This window comes from Veillonellaceae bacterium, assembly GCA_025992895.1.
In the GTDB taxonomy this organism is placed as follows: domain Bacteria; phylum Bacillota; class Negativicutes; order Veillonellales; family Dialisteraceae; genus Dialister.
In genome coordinates this window covers 973,034-991,815 of record DAJPGA010000001.1, presented here as the reverse complement: position 1 = coordinate 991,815, position 18,782 = coordinate 973,034, and the positions used below count along the sequence as shown (strand labels likewise).

13 protein-coding genes and 1 tRNA gene are annotated in these 18,782 nt (G+C 48.9%); 3 read left to right on the top strand and 11 right to left on the bottom strand.

Features of this window, described 5'->3' with window-relative positions:
• Positions 1-19 precede the first annotated feature (19 nt).
• Both rpoB and OIM03_04110 read right to left on the bottom strand, forming a co-directional pair.
• Entirely contained in the window at positions 20-3,808 is a 3,789-nt protein-coding gene (gene rpoB / locus OIM03_04115) for a DNA-directed RNA polymerase subunit beta (GenBank protein ID HJI73464.1), read from the bottom strand.
• A gap of 673 nt (positions 3,809-4,481) precedes the next feature.
• Entirely contained in the window at positions 4,482-7,910 is a 3,429-nt protein-coding gene (locus OIM03_04110) for a pyruvate carboxylase (protein ID HJI73463.1), read from the bottom strand.
• 540 nt (positions 7,911-8,450) lie between these two features.
• On the opposite strand from OIM03_04110, the gene mscL reads away from it, so the two are divergent.
• Entirely contained in the window at positions 8,451-8,900 is a 450-nt protein-coding gene (gene mscL, locus OIM03_04105) for a large conductance mechanosensitive channel protein MscL (protein ID HJI73462.1), read from the top strand.
• A 362-nt stretch (positions 8,901-9,262) separates the two neighbouring features.
• A complete protein-coding gene (locus OIM03_04100) occupies positions 9,263-11,524 on the top strand; it encodes a LuxR C-terminal-related transcriptional regulator (GenBank protein HJI73461.1) in 2,262 nt (753 codons plus the stop codon).
• A 386-nt stretch (positions 11,525-11,910) separates the two neighbouring features.
• Here OIM03_04100 and OIM03_04095 read toward each other — a convergent pair whose 3' ends face one another.
• Positions 11,911-12,072 (bottom strand): rubredoxin, encoded by a 162-nt coding sequence (locus OIM03_04095; protein HJI73460.1) that lies wholly within the window; start codon positions 12,070-12,072, stop codon positions 11,911-11,913.
• 193 nt (positions 12,073-12,265) lie between these two features.
• Between OIM03_04095 and OIM03_04090 the strand changes: the two genes are divergently transcribed.
• A tRNA-Leu gene (locus OIM03_04090) sits at positions 12,266-12,349 on the top strand.
• A gap of 108 nt (positions 12,350-12,457) precedes the next feature.
• On the opposite strand, the gene OIM03_04085 is transcribed toward OIM03_04090, so the two are convergent.
• The 8 genes from OIM03_04085 to rimM all read right to left on the bottom strand — a co-directional run bounded on the left by OIM03_04085 (position 12,458) and on the right by rimM (position 18,782).
• The gene (locus tag OIM03_04085; GenBank protein ID HJI73459.1) at positions 12,458-13,627 is read right to left on the bottom strand and encodes an iron-containing alcohol dehydrogenase; all 1,170 of its coding nucleotides are present in this window, start codon (positions 13,625-13,627) and stop codon (positions 12,458-12,460) included.
• 313 nt (positions 13,628-13,940) lie between these two features.
• Entirely contained in the window at positions 13,941-14,369 is a 429-nt protein-coding gene (locus OIM03_04080) for an Rrf2 family transcriptional regulator (protein HJI73458.1), read from the bottom strand.
• 63 nt (positions 14,370-14,432) lie between these two features.
• The gene (locus tag OIM03_04075) at positions 14,433-15,002 is read right to left on the bottom strand and encodes an NADPH-dependent F420 reductase (protein HJI73457.1); all 570 of its coding nucleotides are present in this window, start codon (positions 15,000-15,002) and stop codon (positions 14,433-14,435) included.
• 282 nt (positions 15,003-15,284) lie between these two features.
• Positions 15,285-15,914, bottom strand: coding sequence for an NAD(P)-dependent oxidoreductase (locus tag OIM03_04070; protein ID HJI73456.1), 630 nt, complete (start codon positions 15,912-15,914; stop codon positions 15,285-15,287).
• 250 nt (positions 15,915-16,164) lie between these two features.
• Positions 16,165-16,899: a YebC/PmpR family DNA-binding transcriptional regulator gene (locus OIM03_04065; GenBank protein HJI73455.1), complete on the bottom strand. Its 735-nt coding sequence runs from the start codon at positions 16,897-16,899 to the stop codon at positions 16,165-16,167.
• A gap of 4 nt (positions 16,900-16,903) precedes the next feature.
• Positions 16,904-17,485: an RNA methyltransferase gene (locus tag OIM03_04060; protein HJI73454.1), complete on the bottom strand. Its 582-nt coding sequence runs from the start codon at positions 17,483-17,485 to the stop codon at positions 16,904-16,906.
• Positions 17,485-18,231, bottom strand: coding sequence for a tRNA (guanosine(37)-N1)-methyltransferase TrmD (gene trmD, locus OIM03_04055; GenBank protein HJI73453.1), 747 nt, complete (start codon positions 18,229-18,231; stop codon positions 17,485-17,487). Before trmD ends, OIM03_04060 begins: the two co-directional genes overlap by 1 nt.
• A gap of 53 nt (positions 18,232-18,284) precedes the next feature.
• On the bottom strand, positions 18,285-18,782 hold the full coding sequence (gene rimM, locus OIM03_04050) for a ribosome maturation factor RimM (protein ID HJI73452.1): 498 nt from the start codon (positions 18,780-18,782) through the stop codon (positions 18,285-18,287).

Below are 18,782 nucleotides of genomic sequence, written 5' to 3'. Positions count from 1 at the left end.
GTACCGCTCCTTTCCGGACTTATTCGTCACGGTCAACGTCGTGACCGGAATCGCCATTGAGTTCTTCTTCATTAAATCCTGCTTCTTCATAAGCGGGAGCTGTGACTTCAGCTTCAAGGGCATCGTTGAAGGATGCTACATCATCATGGAGAGCTTCAGCCGGAGCGCCTGTCATGGAAGATTCCATGGCATTTCTGGATTCGGTGACAGCAGTGTCGCCTTCCATAGCTTCCTTGACTTCATCTCTGTGCCAGCGTTCTCCGCCGCCGTAACCCTGTTCCATATCTTCTTCGTCGAGTTCCTTCAGAACGACTTCGTCGCCATTTTCGTTCAGGATGCGGACATCCAGGCCGATGGACTGAAGTTCTTTCATGAGAACCTTGAAGGATTCTGGAACGCCCGGGCTCGGGATGTTTTCGCCCTTGACGATCTTTTCATATGCCTTGACACGGCCGATGACATCATCGGACTTGACGGTCAGGATTTCCTGCAGTGTGTAAGCTGCGCCGTAAGCTTCAAGTGCCCAGACTTCCATTTCGCCGAAACGCTGGCCGCCGAACTGAGCTTTGCCGCCCAGTGGCTGCTGGGTAACGAGGGAGTATGGACCAGTGGAACGAGCATGAATCTTGTCATCAACGAGGTGATGGAGCTTCAGCATGTATTTCCAGCCGATGGTGACCTGGTTGTCCAGTTTTTCACCGGTGCGGCCGTCATAAAGATCAGTCTTTGCATTAGCCGGCAGGCCAGCTGCTTTCAGTGTTGCTGCGAGGTCTTCATCGCGGCAGCCGTCGAATACCGGGGTTGCGATATGGATACCGGATTCGGTCGGTTCAGGCATGCCGTACTGATCGAAATCATATCCGCAGTCGCGCAGACGCTGTTCCATGATCTTGTACTGAGCCGGATCCTTCAGTGCTTCGTGAATTTCTTCGCCGAGCATGTGGCAGGCCCAGGACAGGTGGATTTCCAGAATCTGTCCGATGTTCATTCGGGATGGTACGCCCAGCGGGTTCAGAACCAGGTCGACAGGACGACCGTCTGGTGTGAACGGCATATCTTCGACTGGAAGAATTCTGGAGCATACGCACTTGTTGCCGTGACGGCCGGCCATCTTGTCGCCTTCACGGATCTTACGTTTCTGAGCGATGTATACGCGGACGAGTTTGTTGACGCCAGGAGCCAGTTCATCGCCGTTTTCACGGGTGAAGACTTTGACATCGACAACCTTGCCGAATTCACCATGCGGAACACGCAGGGATGTATCACGGACTTCTCTTTCCTTGTCGCCGAAAATAGCGCGGAGGAGTCTTTCTTCAGGTGTCAGTTCGGTTTCGCCCTTCGGGGTAACCTTGCCGACCAGGATATCGCCAGGACGAACGTCAGCACCGATCATGATGATGCCGTTTTCGTCGAGGTACTTGACAGCGTCTTCAGAAACAGAAGACAGCTGGCGGGTAATTTCTTCTTCGCCCAGCTTAGTATCTCTTGCATCGCATTCGTATTCTTCAATATGGATGGAGGTGTAGAGATCGTCCTTGCAAAGACGTTCAGAGATCAGAACGGCGTCTTCGTGGTTGTACCCTTCCCAGGATACGAACGCAACGAGCACGTTGTGGCCGAGGGCCAGTTCGCCGCCGTCTGTTGCCATGCCGTCAGCCAGTGTGGAACCAACTTCAACACGGTCGCCCTTGAATACTACCGGACGCTGGTTGATGCAGGTGGACTGGTTGGAACGCATGAATTTAATGAGATCGTAGGTATCGAGCTCGCCATTGTCAGCGCGGACGATGATCTGACGACCGGTGACTCTTTCAACAGTGCCGCCTCTCTTGGCGAGAATGCAGACACCGGAGTCCTGGCCGGCTACCCATTCCATACCGGTTCCGACGAGCGGAGCTTCCGGACGGAGCAGCGGAACTGCCTGACGCTGCATGTTAGCACCCATCAGTGCGCGGTTCGTATCGTCGTGTTCGAGGAATGGAATCAGGGATGTACCGATGGAAACGACCTGTTTCGGGGATACGTCCATCAGGTCGACTTCGTCTGGTTCAGCTTCGAGCACGTCAGCGCCGCGGCGGCTGGCTACGTTCTTATGAATGAAATGACCTTCAGCATCCAGCGGTTCACTGGCCTGCGCGATGATCTTGTCTTCTTCGATATCAGCAGTTACGTACTTGCATTCATCCGTAACCTTTCCGTCAACGATCTGACGGTACGGCGTTTCGATCAGGCCGTATTTATTGATGATCCCGTAGTTGGACAGCGAGGAAATCAGACCGATGTTCGGGCCTTCAGGCGTTTCTACCGGGCACATGCGTCCATAGTGGGAATAATGAACGTCGCGGACTTCGAACCCTGCGCGTTCACGGGACAGACCGCCAGGTCCCAATGCGGACAGACGGCGTTTATGTGTTAATTCAGCCAGCGGGTTTGTCTGGTCCATGAACTGGGACAGCTGGGAACTTCCGAAGAATTCCTTGATAGCTGCAACAACAGGACGGATGTTGACAAGAGCCTGCGGGGTCATCTTGTCCTGATCCTGGGTGGTCATTCTTTCACGAACGACTCTTTCCATACGGGTCAGGCCGATGCGGAACTGGTTCTGCAGCAGTTCGCCTACGCAGCGTACGCGGCGGTTGCCGAGATGGTCGATATCATCGCTCTTGCCATAGCCCTGCATCATGTTCAGCAGGTAATCAATGCATGCGATGATGTCGCAGTTTTCCAGTGTACGGAAGTTATCTTCACGGTTGCCGGAAGAGCAGATCACCTTGACCGGTGTTCCGTCATCCTTCTGGGTCATGATTTCAACCTGGCCGTTGCCGTTGAATACTCCGCTTTCTTCAATCTTTGCGATAGCTTCATCATCAATGAGGCTGTTTGCTTCAATGACGACTTCGCCGGTTTCCATGTTGACGATCGGGCCTTCGGTCTTGTGGCCGAGGAGACGGTTTCTCCAGGACAGCTTCTTATTCAGCTTGTAACGGCCAACCTTAGCCAGATCATAGCGGCGCGGGTCGAAGAAGAAATTGTGCAGCAGGGTAGCGCTGCTTTCTTCTGTTGCCGGTTCGCCCGGGCGCAGCTTGTGGTAAATTTCAATCAGAGCGGACTTTCTGTCCGTTGTGCTGTCTTTTTCCAGCGTCTTTTCGATGTGGATGTCGTGATCGAACAGTTCAAGGATTTCTTCATTGGTGGAGTATCCGAGAACACGGATCAGCACAGTAACCGGCATCTTGCGGTTGCGGTCGATACGAACGGAAAGAGAACCAGACGGATCCGATTCCAGTTCAATCCAGGCACCGCGGTTCGGGATCAGCTGTGCGGAATAGATTTCCTTATCAAAGGCATCTCTTTCCTTCTTGTAGTAGACGCCCGGGGAACGGACGAGCTGGGAGACGATAACACGTTCCGCGCCGTTGATGATAAACGTGCCCGTATCCGTCATGACTGGGAAATCCCCCATGAACAGATCATGTTCCTTCAATTCGCCGGTTTCTTTGTTTTCCAGACGGACCTTGACGTACAGAGGTGCAGAATAGTTCACATCTTTCGCCTTGCACTGCTCAATATTGTATTTGCCCTGACCGAAATAATAATCGCCGAAATGAAGTGCCCACTTGTGTGCACTATCCTCAATCGGGGAAATATCTGCAAATACATCTTTGAGACCCTCTCTGCAGAACCATTCATAGGACTTTGTCTGCAGATCGAGCAAATGTGGCATCTTCAGGACTTCCTGCGATCTGGCATAGGTGTATCTCTTCTTCTTGCCAACCTGCACAGGTCTGAACATCTTGCTTTTGGGCATTCCTCGCCTCACCCTTTCATTTCAAACACTCAATTCGCGCTTATTCGGAAAAAATAAGCAAGGGCCACAGAAATTCATGTACCTTGCTATTCTCCTATAAGACTCTTGACTACTCCTATAAGACTCTTGACTATTTACTATATACAAATAAGAACCGTTGCAAAGGTAAATTTTACTACAAAAGACATAAAATTGCAACCTTTCGGTTCTTAAATAGTATCAAGAAAACTTGAATAATGAGCTTAAATTATTTTCTTTTATAAAAATGTTTTTTCTTGCTATTGAATTTATCTTTATGCTTAATTTTCTCTTGACAAATTCAATTTGAAACGTTCTAGCTCATTTTAGCATTCAAACTATCAAAACGCAAGATACCAGATCGACTTTGAACCAGCATTTCCAAAGAAAAATGATGGAGGAGGTATAAAAACGCATCCCCCATTTCGAAAGTGCTCCTGACTTCCCTTTTAGCCATTATAAATGGTAAAAGATATCTGCAATGCAGATCCAGGTTTCCACTTCTGTCTTCACACCTTTCTTTTCATTTCTATTCTTCACGGTCCGCTGCCTTTATATTCTCATATGACTTCCTTTATTCTTGTATCCTTGTAGAGATAGCAAAAGGCTGCGAGATATTTCATAGCATCTCGCAGCCTTTTTATTTTACTTATTCTTATTCAATAACCATGAGCAGATCACCGGATTCGATTCTCTGGCCTGCTTTGACATGGATTTCGCTGATAATGCCGTCGATCGGAGCGGTGATGGTGGTTTCCATCTTCATGGCTTCGGTGACAACGATCGGGTCGCCTTTCTTGACGGAGGCGCCTTTTTCAACGAGGAGTTTGACGACAGAGCCGGAGAGGGTTGCGCCTACTTCGCCCGGTACGTCCTTATCGGCTTTCTGGGAGGAAGCGCTTGCTTCTGCTACGTGCTTGTCGTGAATTTTGATCTCACGCGGCATGCCGTTCAGTTCGAACTGGAGCTCGCGGTTGCCTTCAGCGTCCGGTTTTGTAATGTTGTTCAGACGAAGGAGCAGCATCTTGCCTTCTTCGACGTTGACGCGGATTTCTTCGCCCGGTTTCATGCCGAAGAAGAATGTCGGTGTGTCGAGGATGGAGAGGTCGCCGTACTTATGGTATCGTTCCATATAGTCGGAGAATACTTTCGGGTAGATGCAGTAGGAGGATACGTCTTCTTCCCTGGTCGGGAGGCGTTTTTCCTTCATTTCGAATTTGACTTTTTCGAAGTCTACATCAGCCGGATGGCTTTCGAGGTGCGGCTTGGCTCCGCGGAGGATGATATTCTGGAGTTTTTCCGGGAATCCGCCGTACGGAATGCCAAGCTTGCCGTCGAAGAAGTCAACAACGGACTGCGGGAAATCGAGCGTTACTCCCTTTTCATAGATATCTTCTTCGGTCAGGTTGTTCTGAACCATGAAGAGTGTCATATCGCCGACAACTTTGGAAGACGGTGTAACTTTGATGATATCGCCGAAGAGCATATTGACCTTCGCATACATGCGGCAGACTTCCGGCCAGCGTTCGCCAAGGCCTACAGCAGTTGCCTGCTGGCGCAGGTTGCTGAACTGTCCGCCAGGCATTTCATGCTGGTAGAGTGTGGTGTTCGGGCTGCACATCTTGGAATCGACGCCTGCATAGTACGGGCGTACTCCCTGCCAGTAACGGTCGATGGTTTCGAGTGCATCGATATCCAGATGCGGCTGACGCGGGTTATCCTGCAGCGCATAGTACATGGATGTCATGGACGGCTGGCTTGTACCGCCGGAAAGGGCACCTGTTGCGACGTCAACGATATCTACGCCGGCATCGACAGCCTTTGCATAGGAATAGAGCGTGCATCCTCCGCCTTCATGGCTGTGGAGGTGGATCGGAAGGTCTACGGCATCTTTCAGTGCGGAAATCAGGGCATAGGAAGCTTCCGGTTTGAGGAGGCCTGCCATATCCTTGATAGCAATGATGTTTGCGCCGGCTTTTTCCATTTCCTTGGCGAGATCCGTATAGTACTTCAGGGAGTACTTCTGACGATTCGGATCCATGATATCGCCGGTGTAGCAGAAGCATGCTTCTGCAAGTTTGCCTTTTTTCCTGACTTCGTCAATGGTGACTGTCATGTGGTTCAGCTGGTTCAGACAGTCGAATACGCGGAATACGTCGACGCCTGCATCAGCAGCCTGATCAATGAAGTGACGGACAACATTTTCCGGATAGTTCGTATATCCGACCGTGTTGGCGCCGCGGGTCAGCATCTGGAAGAGAATGTTCGGAGCTGCCTCTCTCATCTGGCGCAGTCTGTCCCATGGGCTTTCATCGAGGAAACGGTAAGCTACATCGAATGTAGCGCCGCCCCAGTTTTCGAAGGAGAAGAGCTGCGGTACGTGGACTGCGGTGTAATGGATGGCGTTCATGATATCATGCGTTCTTACGCGGGTAGCGAGCAGAGACTGGTGCGCATCTCTGTAGGTGGTATCCATGAACATGACTTCCTTGCGGTCCATGACCCATTTAGCGAATTTTTCCGGTCCCAGCTCATCAAGGAGCTGGCGGGTACCCTTCGGTGCGGTTTCATGAGAAGCATCGAGTACCGGAACAGGAGCGAAGTACGGTTTGTCCTGATGGCCTGCGCCTGCATAGCCATTGACAGTGATATCGCCGATATAGGTCAGAAGTCTTGTGCCTCTGTCGGAAACGGTATCCGGTTCCTGCAGCAGCCATGGGTTTCTGTCGATGTAGTTGACATCGCAGAGGCCTTCCTGGAAATCGCGGGTACGGAGCATATTCTGCAGGAAGTAAATATTTGTCTTGACGCCTGAAATGCGGAATTCATCCAGGCAGCGGAGCATCTTGTGAATCGTGTCCTTTGCATGGAGGGAATGCGCGGTGACTTTTACGAGGAGGGAATCATAATACGGCGTAATGACTGCGCCTGTATATGCAGTGCCGGCATCGAGACGGATGCCCGGGCCGCCGCCGGAACGGTATGCAATGATCTTGCCTGTGTCCGGCATGAAGTTGTTCTGCGGATCTTCGGTCGTGATACGGCACTGGATGGCAACGCCCTTGAACCAAATTTCGCTCTGCTTGCCGATGCCGATTTCCGGGCCTTCCAGAGAATAGCCTTCTGCAATCAGGATCTGTGTCTTTACGATATCGACGTCCGTAATCATTTCAGTGACAGTATGTTCTACCTGTACACGCGGGTTGACTTCGATGAAGTAGAAATGCTTTTCATCCTGGTCGACGAGGAATTCAACGGTGCCTGCATTGACATAATTGACATTCTTCATCAGTTTGACAGCCGCTTCATTGATCTTGTCACGCAGGCTCTGCGGGAGAGACCATGCAGGAGCCATTTCAATGACCTTCTGATGACGGCGCTGGATGGAGCAGTCTCTTTCAAAGAGATGAACGACATGACCGTGTTCATCGCCAAGAATCTGGACTTCGATGTGCTTCGGGTTCATGATGCATTTTTCTACATAAACTTCATCATCGCCGAATGCCATCTTTGCTTCGGAACGAGCGCGGTTGTACGCTTCTTCCAGATCTTCCATCCTGTCGACATTACGCATGCCGCGTCCGCCGCCGCCATTGACAGCCTTGATCATGACAGGCAGGCCGTACTTCTCAGCAAATTCCTTGACTTCAGAGAAATCATGGACAGCGCCCTTAGTGCCCGGAATCATCGGGATGCCTGCTTTTTCAGCCTGGATGCGGGCATTGACCTTGTCGCCGAACATGATGAGGTGTTCTACGTGCGGTCCGATGAATGTAATGCCTTCTTCTTCGCAGCGCTGAGCCAGTTTCGCATTTTCAGCAAGGAAACCGTAGCCCGGATGGACAGCGTCTACATTGTGTTCCTTGCAGATGCGGATGATATCTTCAATATCCAGGTAAGCATCGACCGGCTTGTCGCCAGCGCCTACCAGGTATGCTTCATCAGCGCGGTTTCTGTGCAGAGACAGAATATCTTCCTTGGAATAAATGGCTACCGTGCGGATGCCAAGTTCACTGCAGGCTCGGAACGCTCGAATGGCGATTTCGCCTCTGTTTGCTACCAATACTTTACGTATATGTTTCATAGAGTCCTCCCTCGTGATCAACAAAAGGCAGAGCCGTCCATTCCTCCGGACGGCCTGCTGTGCACCGGTTGATCTTTCACTCCTCTTGTGCACGGCTTATGTTCACATTTTACCCACTCAAAACGCTAAATTCAATAGCCTGTGGTAAATTGGTATTAATTTCTATTTTAATAAATAATATATATGAAAAAAATATTTAGTGTTAAATATGAATTGATGCGTTTTTATGGGGATTTATTTATGAATAGCGTTATTCATAACCTACAATAAATTATTTCATCCTTTTAAGGCCGTTTTACAGGACATTTCATCCCGATTTATCCTTTGCCCTTCTCTCTCATTCACATTGTTTTCTAATAAATAATAACTTTGTTGTTGAAAATTTGTCAACTTATGCGTTTTTTATTGTACTTCATAAAAATAACTAAAAACTTGTTCGAATTTTTTCAATTTTTCTATTACTATATTGTAAAAAAGTATGCTACAATAAATTTAACAATATCAATACGCTCTAGAAGAGTGAAAGGAGATGTTTCCCTCATGGGTATGCTCAAAGAATTTAAGGAGTTCGCACTCCGCGGCAATGTAGTCGATATGGCTGTCGGCGTTGTTATTGGTGCCGCTTTCGGGAAAATCGTTTCGTCCTTGGTGACAAACGTGATTATGCCGCCAATCGGCTATCTTCTGGGAGGGATTGATTTCTCCAATCTCTTCATCCCGCTGAGCTCGATCCCGGTTTCCACCGTGGCAGAAGCAAAGGAACTTGGCGTTCCGGTCATCGCTTATGGCGAATTCATTAATTCCGTCATCGATTTCCTGATTGTTGCATTTGTTATTTTCCTCATCATCAAGCAGATGAACCACTTCTTCCCGAAAGCTCCGGCCAAGGAAGCCCGCAAGTGCCCGTTCTGCCGCGAAGCTATTGCTGACGATGCTACCCGCTGCCCGCACTGCACCGCTGTTATTGATGATGCAGCTGCCGCAAAATAATTGAAACATTGAAACCGCCCAGGCCAGGGCGGTTTTTTCCTGCAGTTTTTCCCGCGGTTCATACAATAATGAATAATGCAATAAAAAAGATGATCCTCTTCCAGAGATCATCCTTTTTTTATTGCCGCATCCTCCGTCCCCCGCTTGACTTATCGTAAAAAATCACTCCTCCAATTGATTTTTTGATAAGTACTAGAACTTTTTAGTCATACAAAACATATAGTTTGTGGACAAAGCCTAGTTTTCCATTTATATTATATAAAGAGAAAAAGTATTAAAGTAGTATACTTTAGTATACACTTTTGGAATAGAGCACGATTGCTCTTGATAAATCACCAGACCTATATCAAAAAGGAGGACTCATGGACACCTCTGAAGAAGTTCTAATCCTCGGCAGGCATATCCTTCATGCCTATATCGAGGACATGGATATAGAACCGCTCATAGACCATCTTGCACCCGATGTCGTCTGGCTAGGCGCCGGACGGGAAATGAATGCGGTCGGCCGGGACACCGTTGCCCGCATTTTCCGTCAGGGAAAAGACCAGCTGATTCCCTGCCACATGAGCGAAGAAAGGGAATTGATTTACCCCCTCAATGAAAACCTCTGGCTTGTACAGATTTGTGCTCTTGAGGAAACAGACCCGTCCTACAAAATGTACCTGCAGGCTTATCAGCGCTGCGCTTTTGTCTTCCGCAAAAATTCTGAAGAAAAATGGGAAATCGCTTACCTGAATCATTCTATCGCCTATGAAGCTGTCAAGGACAATGAACTTTTTGCCATCAGCAAAGGCATCAGGAATTTCAGGAAGCTGCGTACACCTGACATTTCCCTTTTCTCCTCCAAGGATAAGGATACCCTTTACCACCTGATTGAGCAGACTTCCCTTTCTCTCTCAAAGAAGGAGCAGGAAGTCTGCATGATTCTTTCTCTTTTTCCCAGATTCTCCAAAACACAGGCTGAATTCATCTGCCAGAATGCCAAAACGATGAAACGCCTTCTTGTCCACTGGGCAAGAAATCCGTTCATGGCTTATGAACACTCCAAAGGAACATATGCTTTCCATCCCGTCTTCCGCGAGTACCTGCAGGGGAAATTCAAGGCAGAATCCTGGCGCTGGCAGAAGAACGCATACATGCGGGCAGCAAGATGGGAACTGCATGAAAAAAGTTACGACTATGCACTGACATTGGCACTCAAGGGAAAATCCTATCCCACGGCGCTCCGCATCATTTCAGAAGGCGGACTTGCTATCCTCTACAAACGTTCTCCGCAGGAACTCCGGCAGATCCTTCGCGATGCAACACCTGTTGAAAGAGCAAGGAATTTCAACGCCTGCGCACTCATCCTTCTGGCCATCAACCTAATTGCTTCGCCGCAGGATGCCCGGGAAGAAAGAGACATCCTGATGATCAATCTCCCGGCAGACTGGGAACCGTCATCGGAAGAAAATGCCCGTTTCCTCTTTCTGGAAGCGCTTGACTCGCTGCCTGACTCAGCTACGGTAGAAGCAGATCTTCAGAAACTTCTTTCCTTCTGCAAGGAAAATGAGGTGAAGCTGCCCCGCGACTACTTCCAGGGCATTTTCAGGGGCGTCGTAGGACAGCTTGGGCTTTATTACAGAAGAAGCGGCACGCTTTTGGAAAATGTCCATACCCTCCAGAGCATCTATGATATCTGCGGTGCCATTATCAAAGACTTCAACGGACGTCTCTGGCACTCTTCCGCTGAAGCCGAACTGAACTATATGCAGGGAAATATTGATACAGCTGACGAAATCCTTCTTCATTTCCTGAAATCTCCCTGGAATACCATCGATCGGCAGCAGCGCGCCATTATAGCTCTGTTCCTTTACCCGCGCATCGCTCTCATCCGGAAAACAGCTTACGAATTCAAGGACTGGAAGAAGCTGTACAAGAAACTCAAATCTGCCATCACTGATGACCTGACGAAAACGTCTCTCGACATGGTTGCAGTCCATATGTCATCTCTTCTGGAAGAACCTTCTCCCAAGCAGGAGCGCCTGATCGACACCATCAATGAACTCCCTGAGTACAGTGCCCTGCGGACGATGCGCCAGTCCGTCCGTCACAGGCTGAATCTGAGCCTCAAGAAGTATAATCTGATTCTCCATACGACAGAGACGAGGGATCCCTATCCGTCAGCGAATGCCTCGCAAATGAGCCGCTGCTACGATGCCATTGCGCGCATCGGTGCACTTCAGTACTTCGGTAAAACACAGGAAGCATCAGCGCTCCTGAAATCTGCTCTGCATGAATCTCTGCAGGACTACTTCATCATGCCCTTCATCGAACATTACAATATGCTGAAGCCCCTGCTTCTCCCGCTCGCTGCTGATCCTGTCTACGCCCAATTCCTGCAGCAGGCAAAGAAAATGGCAATCACTCCGATCTCAGAAAAAGCACTGGAGGATACAACGCTGACTCCAAGAGAACAATTGATTATCAGCCGTGTCAGGGATGGCTGGACAAACAGGGAAATCGCCGATGAACTCACTGTCGCCGAGGTCACAATCAAGAAACATCTGACAGAGCTGTACAAGAAATTCTACGTCCACAGCAGGACGCAGCTCCTTCTTGAGATTGACAAATCGCAAAAATAAGATGATAATAATCTATGAATTCCCCTTCCCAGCGGAATCCTGATACCTCCCCTGCCATGCAGAGGAGGCGGACTTGAACGTAAAAGAGGCCACAGCAGAATGAAAAGTCATTTTGCTGCAGCCTCTTTTTTGATTGTATCTTCTGTTTTCAGGAATTGAAAAAACCTCCTGGCAGGAGGCTTTTCCGAGGTGTTGACTTGTTGAGAAAGAACGGCAACAATGAGTGAGGTCATCACGGCCTTGACGGCCTCTCTTTTGTTTACGTTATTATAATAGCGCCATTAACAATTATTGTCAAGTAATTTTATGAAATAAAATAACAATCATTGACAATCAAAATAATTAAAAAGCAGCGCCCGTAAGGACGCCGCTCTCTGTTGCCAGAATTATTCGATTTCTTCGAATTCATCCTTGCCTACACCGCACAGCGGGCAGACGAAGTCAGCCGGCAGGTCTTCGAATTTTGTTCCCGGAGCGATTCCATTGTCCGGATCACCTAAAGCTTCATCATAAATCCAGCCGCAAACTTTACAAACGTATTTTTTCATCTTAAAAGCCTCCGTTCCTTAAACCCTTTCCTAAAAACTTCCTGTTCCTATTATACCATAATCTCATTCTATATAAATCAATTTCGATAGAAAAAATTCGTATTCTTTTCTACTGCTTATGCAGAAATCCTTCTGAAAAGCCTGTCCTATTGACCTTATTCCCACTCCTGATTTATAATAGAAAGCACATCATGCGAGCGTGGCGGAATTGGTAGACGCACAGGATTTAGGATCCTGCGCCCTGTGCATAAGGGTTCGAGTCCCTTCGCTCGCACCAGAATCCCTGTCTTTCAGCAGGGATTTTTTCATACTTAAACATCGCAGGCAATAAAAAAGACGCGGCCGAAGCTGCGTCTTTTTATGTTCATTATTCCATCAAATGGGATTAGAAGTTGACCGGTTTGCCATAGTAAGCACATTCGAGGATGCGGCCCATGAGAGCGTCGTCGACTTCTCTCGGGTTTTCTGGTGTGCATGCATCGAGAACTGTGTTGTGAGCGATGGCTTCTTTCTTTTCCAGATACAGTTCTTCCGGAACACCATAGTCATGGATGTTCAGCGGAATGTTCATCTTGCGGTTCAGGCAGCGGATAGCTTCTTCATAGGACTGAACGAGCTGAGCGTCTGTGCGTCCCGGAAGTCCTGCTACGCGTGCAAGGTCAGCATAACGGGCAAGGCATGCCTTCTTGTTGAACTGGATGACATACGGCATCAGGATTGCGTTTGCGCAGCCATGCGGAATATGGAATACGGCGCCGATCTTGTGTGCCAGGGAGTGCGTGATGCCGAGGAGGCCGTTGGAGAAAGCCATACCAGCCATGCACTGTGCGATGTGCATCTTGTCGCGTGCATCAGTGTCTTCATTGTAAGAATCAATGATGCTGTCGAAAATGTCGGAAACAGCCTGCTTAGCAAGCGGATCGGTGAAGCCATTGGCAAATTTGGATACATATGCTTCAGTTGCATGTGTCAAAGCGTCCATGCCGGTATGAGCACAGAGCTTCTTCGGCATTGTCTGCGGCAGGTCCAGATCGAGGATAGCGAGATCTGGTGTCAGGTTGAAGTCAGCCAGCGGATATTTGATGCCGGTGGAATAGTCCGTGATAACGGAGAAGGAAGTAACTTCAGAAGCGGTGCCGGATGTGGACGGAATAGCAACGAAAATAGCTTTCTGACGGAGAGTTGGCAGGGAGAATGGTTTCTGTACTTCTTCGAATGTCAATTCCGGGTATTCATAGAAAACCCACATAGCTTTAGCAGCGTCGATCGGGGAACCACCGCCGATAGCGATGATAACGTCCGGGCCGAATTCTTCCATGGCCTTGGCGCCTTCTCTTACTTTTTCAATGGACGGATCCGGATCGATACCTTCCATGGTATATGTTTCAATGCCAGCCTTGTGCAGTGCTTCCTCAGTCTTCTGCAGGAAACCACCACGGCGCATGGAATGACCACCGGTGCAGATGAAAGCTTTCTTGTGTCCTTCTAAAACGGACAGCTGTTCAATAGCGCCATGGCCTACATAGATATCTCTCGGTAATGTAAAACGAAACATATTGAATCTCCTCCCACTCTATTACAGTTTCCTGAATTCGGGCAGTCAGCGGTTTTATGTGTATGCTTATTTCATAAATCCGTCATATAACGTATCTGCCACAAGAATAGTATACAACATAATTCGTGATTCTTATATATACTTTCTAAAAAAGTATAAACTCTGCTTTATAAATGAGTTTTTGTTATTTAACAACCCGTTTTTGTAAAGAAAATGACAATCTTCTTGATTAAATGCGAAAATAATTGGAAATTTGTGTGCTGCACGCAAAAAAAGAGCTGCCCATGCGATTGCATGAACAGCCTCTTTTCTTTTATTTTTCGATTGGAAAATCCTTCAGTACATCAGCAAGCGTGATCGACTTCATTTCGCGTGCCATAGCTTCCTGGATACGCATCAGTTTCGAGTCGAGCGCCTGATGGATCCCCCGCCCGACCGGGCAGTTGGGATTCGGGTTTTCGTGGAAATGGAAGATGCCTTCCTTTTTCACAGTCTCCACTGTCCTGTAAATCTGAAGGAAATCAATGTCTTCCGGCTTCATTGCCAGAAAAGCGCCGCCGCTGCCGCGGTTGACTGTGACCATCCCGCGCTGTTTGAGCTGCGAAAGCAGCCTTCTCACCACGACCGGATTCGCATTGATGCTTCCTGCCATGATGTCGCTGGTCACTTTCTCCTTATCCTGAAACAGTGCGATATAGCACAGCATATGGACAGCAATGGTGAAGCGGCTGGATATTTGCATGTTCAGTACCTCCTCCATGTCCTGCTAGTGTACACTGTCCCGCGGATGATATCAATCCCCTGATCAGTCGATGATGGCAAAGCCTCTGGTCCATGGCAGCTTCCCGGCAGAAGCCAGGGAAATCTGCAGGAAGCCCATGGCTTCCAGTTCTCTTGCGCGGCGAAGCTTGCCGGCGTCCATCAGTTTCAGACGGCAGCCAGTCAAAGCCTCTGCGACCTTATCCTTGGCATTCAGGAAATCGGAAGCCATGAGAACGACAGTCTGTTCATGGAAACCTACCTTGCCAGTAGCCAGTGTATTAGCGAAATTCGTGTTGAATGCTTTGACGACAAATGCACCCGGCGCTTTCCCCTGGATCAGTTCAGCAGCAGAAGTGCCGTCCGGAACGAGCATATGATCCATTGTTTCAAAATCAACCGGATTGGTGATGTCGATGAGGACCTTATCCTTCATCTTCGGACCCCATTTTCTGAGAATCCCGTCCACTGCCGTGTACGGAACAGCAAGGACGATGATATCGCCCAGTTCGCCGATAAACTCGCGGCCTGCATACTCTACTTCATTGCCGCATGCATCGAAATTGTCTCCGATTGCCTTGCCCATGCTGCCTTTGCCAAAAATTGTAATTTTCATGATGTTCTCCTTTTCTTGATCAATGAATACATAAGAAATGATTCTAAATGCTGGAAACCTGCCGGGAATAGAAAAGGTGCCAGAGAGACGAAGCAGGAGCCTTCCCTTCTGATGCTGTAACATCTCTTGTTACATTTATCATAGCACCACCCTATTTCCGAGTCAACGATTCTGCCTTAGAATATTTTTATATCCATCGAAATGCATTTATATTTTTAGATACTCATTCTGAAAAATAAAGATGGCCTTGTCCAGCCATCCTTATTTCCTTATTTTATTGTCTTACTTGCCAAGTACGCTGATTCTCTGATGGATGTGGCTGCCGCTGACAGCTTCATCGACCATGGCGAGCGCATAGTCTGCGTAGGAAATCTTGCTCTCGCCCTTTTCGTTGGTGGTGAATTCCTCGCCGGCAAGGATGTATTCTCCTGTTCTTTCTCCATCAGCGATGAATTCAGCAGCCGGGCTGACATATGTCCATCTGACATCGTCACGTTTTCTCAAAGCATTGAGTGAATTCTTCATGCCGACTGCAGTTGGAAGATACGCTTTTGGGAAATCCGGAAGATCGGAAATCATGGTCTTGTGATCCTTATCGACATAGAGGCTGCCTGCCCCGCCGACGACCAGAAGTCTTGTCTCGCTGCCAGAAAGGATATTGGAAAGATGGCCGAGCGTTGCGCTGTGCTGATCCATCTTATTTGGATCCCAGATACCGAAAGCATCGATGACGACATCAAAACCTGCCAGATCTTCTTTTGTGAGATCCATGATATCCTTCTTCAAAGTATGCGGAGCTTCTGTCTTGTTCTCTCCGCGTACGACTGCGGTAACGTCAAGCCCGCGTGCGACGGCTTCCTTCACAATAAGGCGACCGCTTTTACCATTTGCTGCAACAACTGCTAATTTCATTTTAAGTTCCTCCTTAAATGTTTTAAATATTTGATGTAACTATCTTTGTTACATTTAATATACCATCATTTTGTTGTAACGTCAATGGTTACATCAAAGATATTTTGAAAATTTCCGAAATAAATGGAGGAAGATCTGGAACGGCTTCTGCTGCAAGACTTTTGCCGGACAGCCAGCTCCTTTAGGGAATCTGCGCATAAAAAAAGACCGTGAAAATGACGGATCATTTTCACGGTTCTTTCTTTGCGGATTATTCCATGTCTTCCGGAAGTTCTGCGTTGGTGTACACTTCCTGTACATCATCGAGTTCTTCCAGTTCGCCGGTGAGACGGGCCATTGTCTGGGCTGCATCGCCTTCCAGCTTGACGTAGTTGTCCGGAACCATAGCGACTTCGGATGCTTCTGCCGCAATGCCTTCTTTTTCAAGAGCATCGGATACGGTCAGGAAGTCTTCCGGAGCGGTTGTGATTTCGTAAGAGTCTTCGTTGACTGCTACGTCTTCAGCGCCTGCATCAAGAGCTACCATCATGACGGTGTCTTCATCAGCAGCTTCTTTGCTGACAACGATGGTGCCTTTCTTCTTGAACATCCAGGATACGCAGCCCGGGGTTCCTACGGAACCGCCATGATGGGTAAATGCGTGACGGATGTCAGCTGCAGCGCGGTTGCGGTTATCGGTGTTGCATTCGACGATGACAGCAGCGCCTCCGGGTCCGTAACCTTCATAGGTTACTTCATCGAAGCCTGCGCCGCTGGCTGCGCCAACGCCCTTATCGATAGCACGCTGAATGTTTTCCTTCGGTACATTGTTCTGCTTAGCTTTTGTCAAAGCCAGTTTCAGACGCATGTTGCCGACTGGATCACCGCCGCCCATGCGGGCTGCGATTGTAATTTCCTTGGAAATTTTAGTGGTGATTCTTGCGCGGATGGCGTCTGTTTTGCCTTTCTTGCGCTTAATGTTTTCCCACTTAGAATGTCCGGACATAAAATTATTCCTCCTTTTTATTCCACCAGGGTTCGCCCAGAAGGCGGTCGAGGATGATGGCTACGGCGCTGCGTACGCACAGATGATTGTACGTGCCTGCCCCGTAAATTGGTTCCACAATGTAATCGAACTGCTTCATCATTTCCTTGGTCATGCCGAAGCCTGTCCCGAAAAGGATGAAAATCGGTGTATCTTCTTCGTGGATTTTCCTGCGCATTTCACAGTAGGAGACCGTATTCGGATACACACGGGCATCGGTGGTGACGATGGCAGGCTTCCTGCCTGTCTCGCTTTCGATGCGGGAAATCGCTTCTTCGAGGGTGGGAACCAGTTCCGTCTCTTCGAAAGCTTCTTTCCTGTTCACATTGTACTTCACACCGCCGCCGGTCTTCCAGTGGTTCATGATGCGGTTTGCCATTTCACGCTGTGCTTCCACCGGATGCACGATGAAATAGCGTTTCACGTCATACGTCTTGTCCGTTCTGGCAATATCATGAAGGTCATAGTTGGTAAGAGCCGTAGTGACTACTTCCATATGTTTGTTATAAATCGGATAGTGTATCAGTCCTATATATACAGGTGCCATCACTGATCCTCCTTCTCTCGTTTGATCTCCGCCAGCAGCTTCTTATCTTCTGCGGTCATCTTGAGCCCGCTCAAAAGATCCGGACGGCATTCGAGGGTGCGGCGAAGCGCCTCTTTCCTCCTCCATCGCGCAATATTTGCGTGATGCCCGGAAAGAAGCACTTCAGGGACCTTCCAGCCGTTGTAGTCAGCCGGTTTCGTATACTGCGGATATTCCAGAATCGGTTCATAGAACGAATCGGTTGCTGCGCTTCCCGCATCTCCAAGGACTCCCGGTATCATGCGGGCCACTGCGTCGCTGATGACCATGGCTCCCAGCTCTCCGCCGGTCAGAACGTAATCTCCGATGGAAATCAGTTCATCTGCCAGATACTCCTCGACCCTGTGGTCCACGCCTTCATAGTGCCCGCAGATGAGCACCAGATGGTCATAATCACGGTACAGTTCCTTGGCTTTTTCCTGATTGAAAGTCTTTCCCGCAGGTGACAGGAAAATCACCCGGTCGCGGGGGCCTTTCTCAGGAAGCACATGATGCACTGCGTCAAAAATGGGCTGGCACATCATGAGCATGCCCGCCCCGCCTCCGTAGATCGTATCGTCCACCTGACGGTGGCGGTACATGGTATAGTCACGGGGATTCGTGACCGCCATCTCCATACGTCCCGCATCCAGCGCTCTCTTGATGATACTTTGGTCGAAGAACGCCTGAACGAACTCGGGAAATAAGGATAATATATCTATTTTCATTCTCGCCCTCTATTTCGGGAAGACAGCGTCTTCCCCAGAAAAGGGGAGTCCGCTTATTCCCATTCCGGCATAGCCACTGTCATGCGTCCTTCATCGAGATCGACTTTAAGGATGCATGAAGGGATGGCCGGAAGATAGATTTCCTTGCCGTCCGGTGTTTCAACGCCATAGACGTTGTTAGCCCCGGTCTCGAGGATTTCCTTGAGCTTTCCGACGTAAGAGCCCGCTTCATCCACTACTTCAAGCCCTACGAGCTGGAAATAGTAGTACGTGCCCTCTGGTCTTTCCGGCAGTTCGGAAAACGGCACTTCGACGATCTTGTCGATCAGCGTTTCGGCCGTATTCCTGTCGTCCACACCTTCCACATGAAGAATGTATACATTCTTATGCGGACGTCCCGAAAGCAGCTTATAAAACTTCCCGCCGATTTTGAGACGCTTGAGCGTCTTGAAGATTTCCGGCCGATCCGTATCGGGAAGAATACGCAAATCACCCCGCACACCATGCGGGGCTACGATTCGGCCGACAACTATCAGTTCATCGGGTTTCAT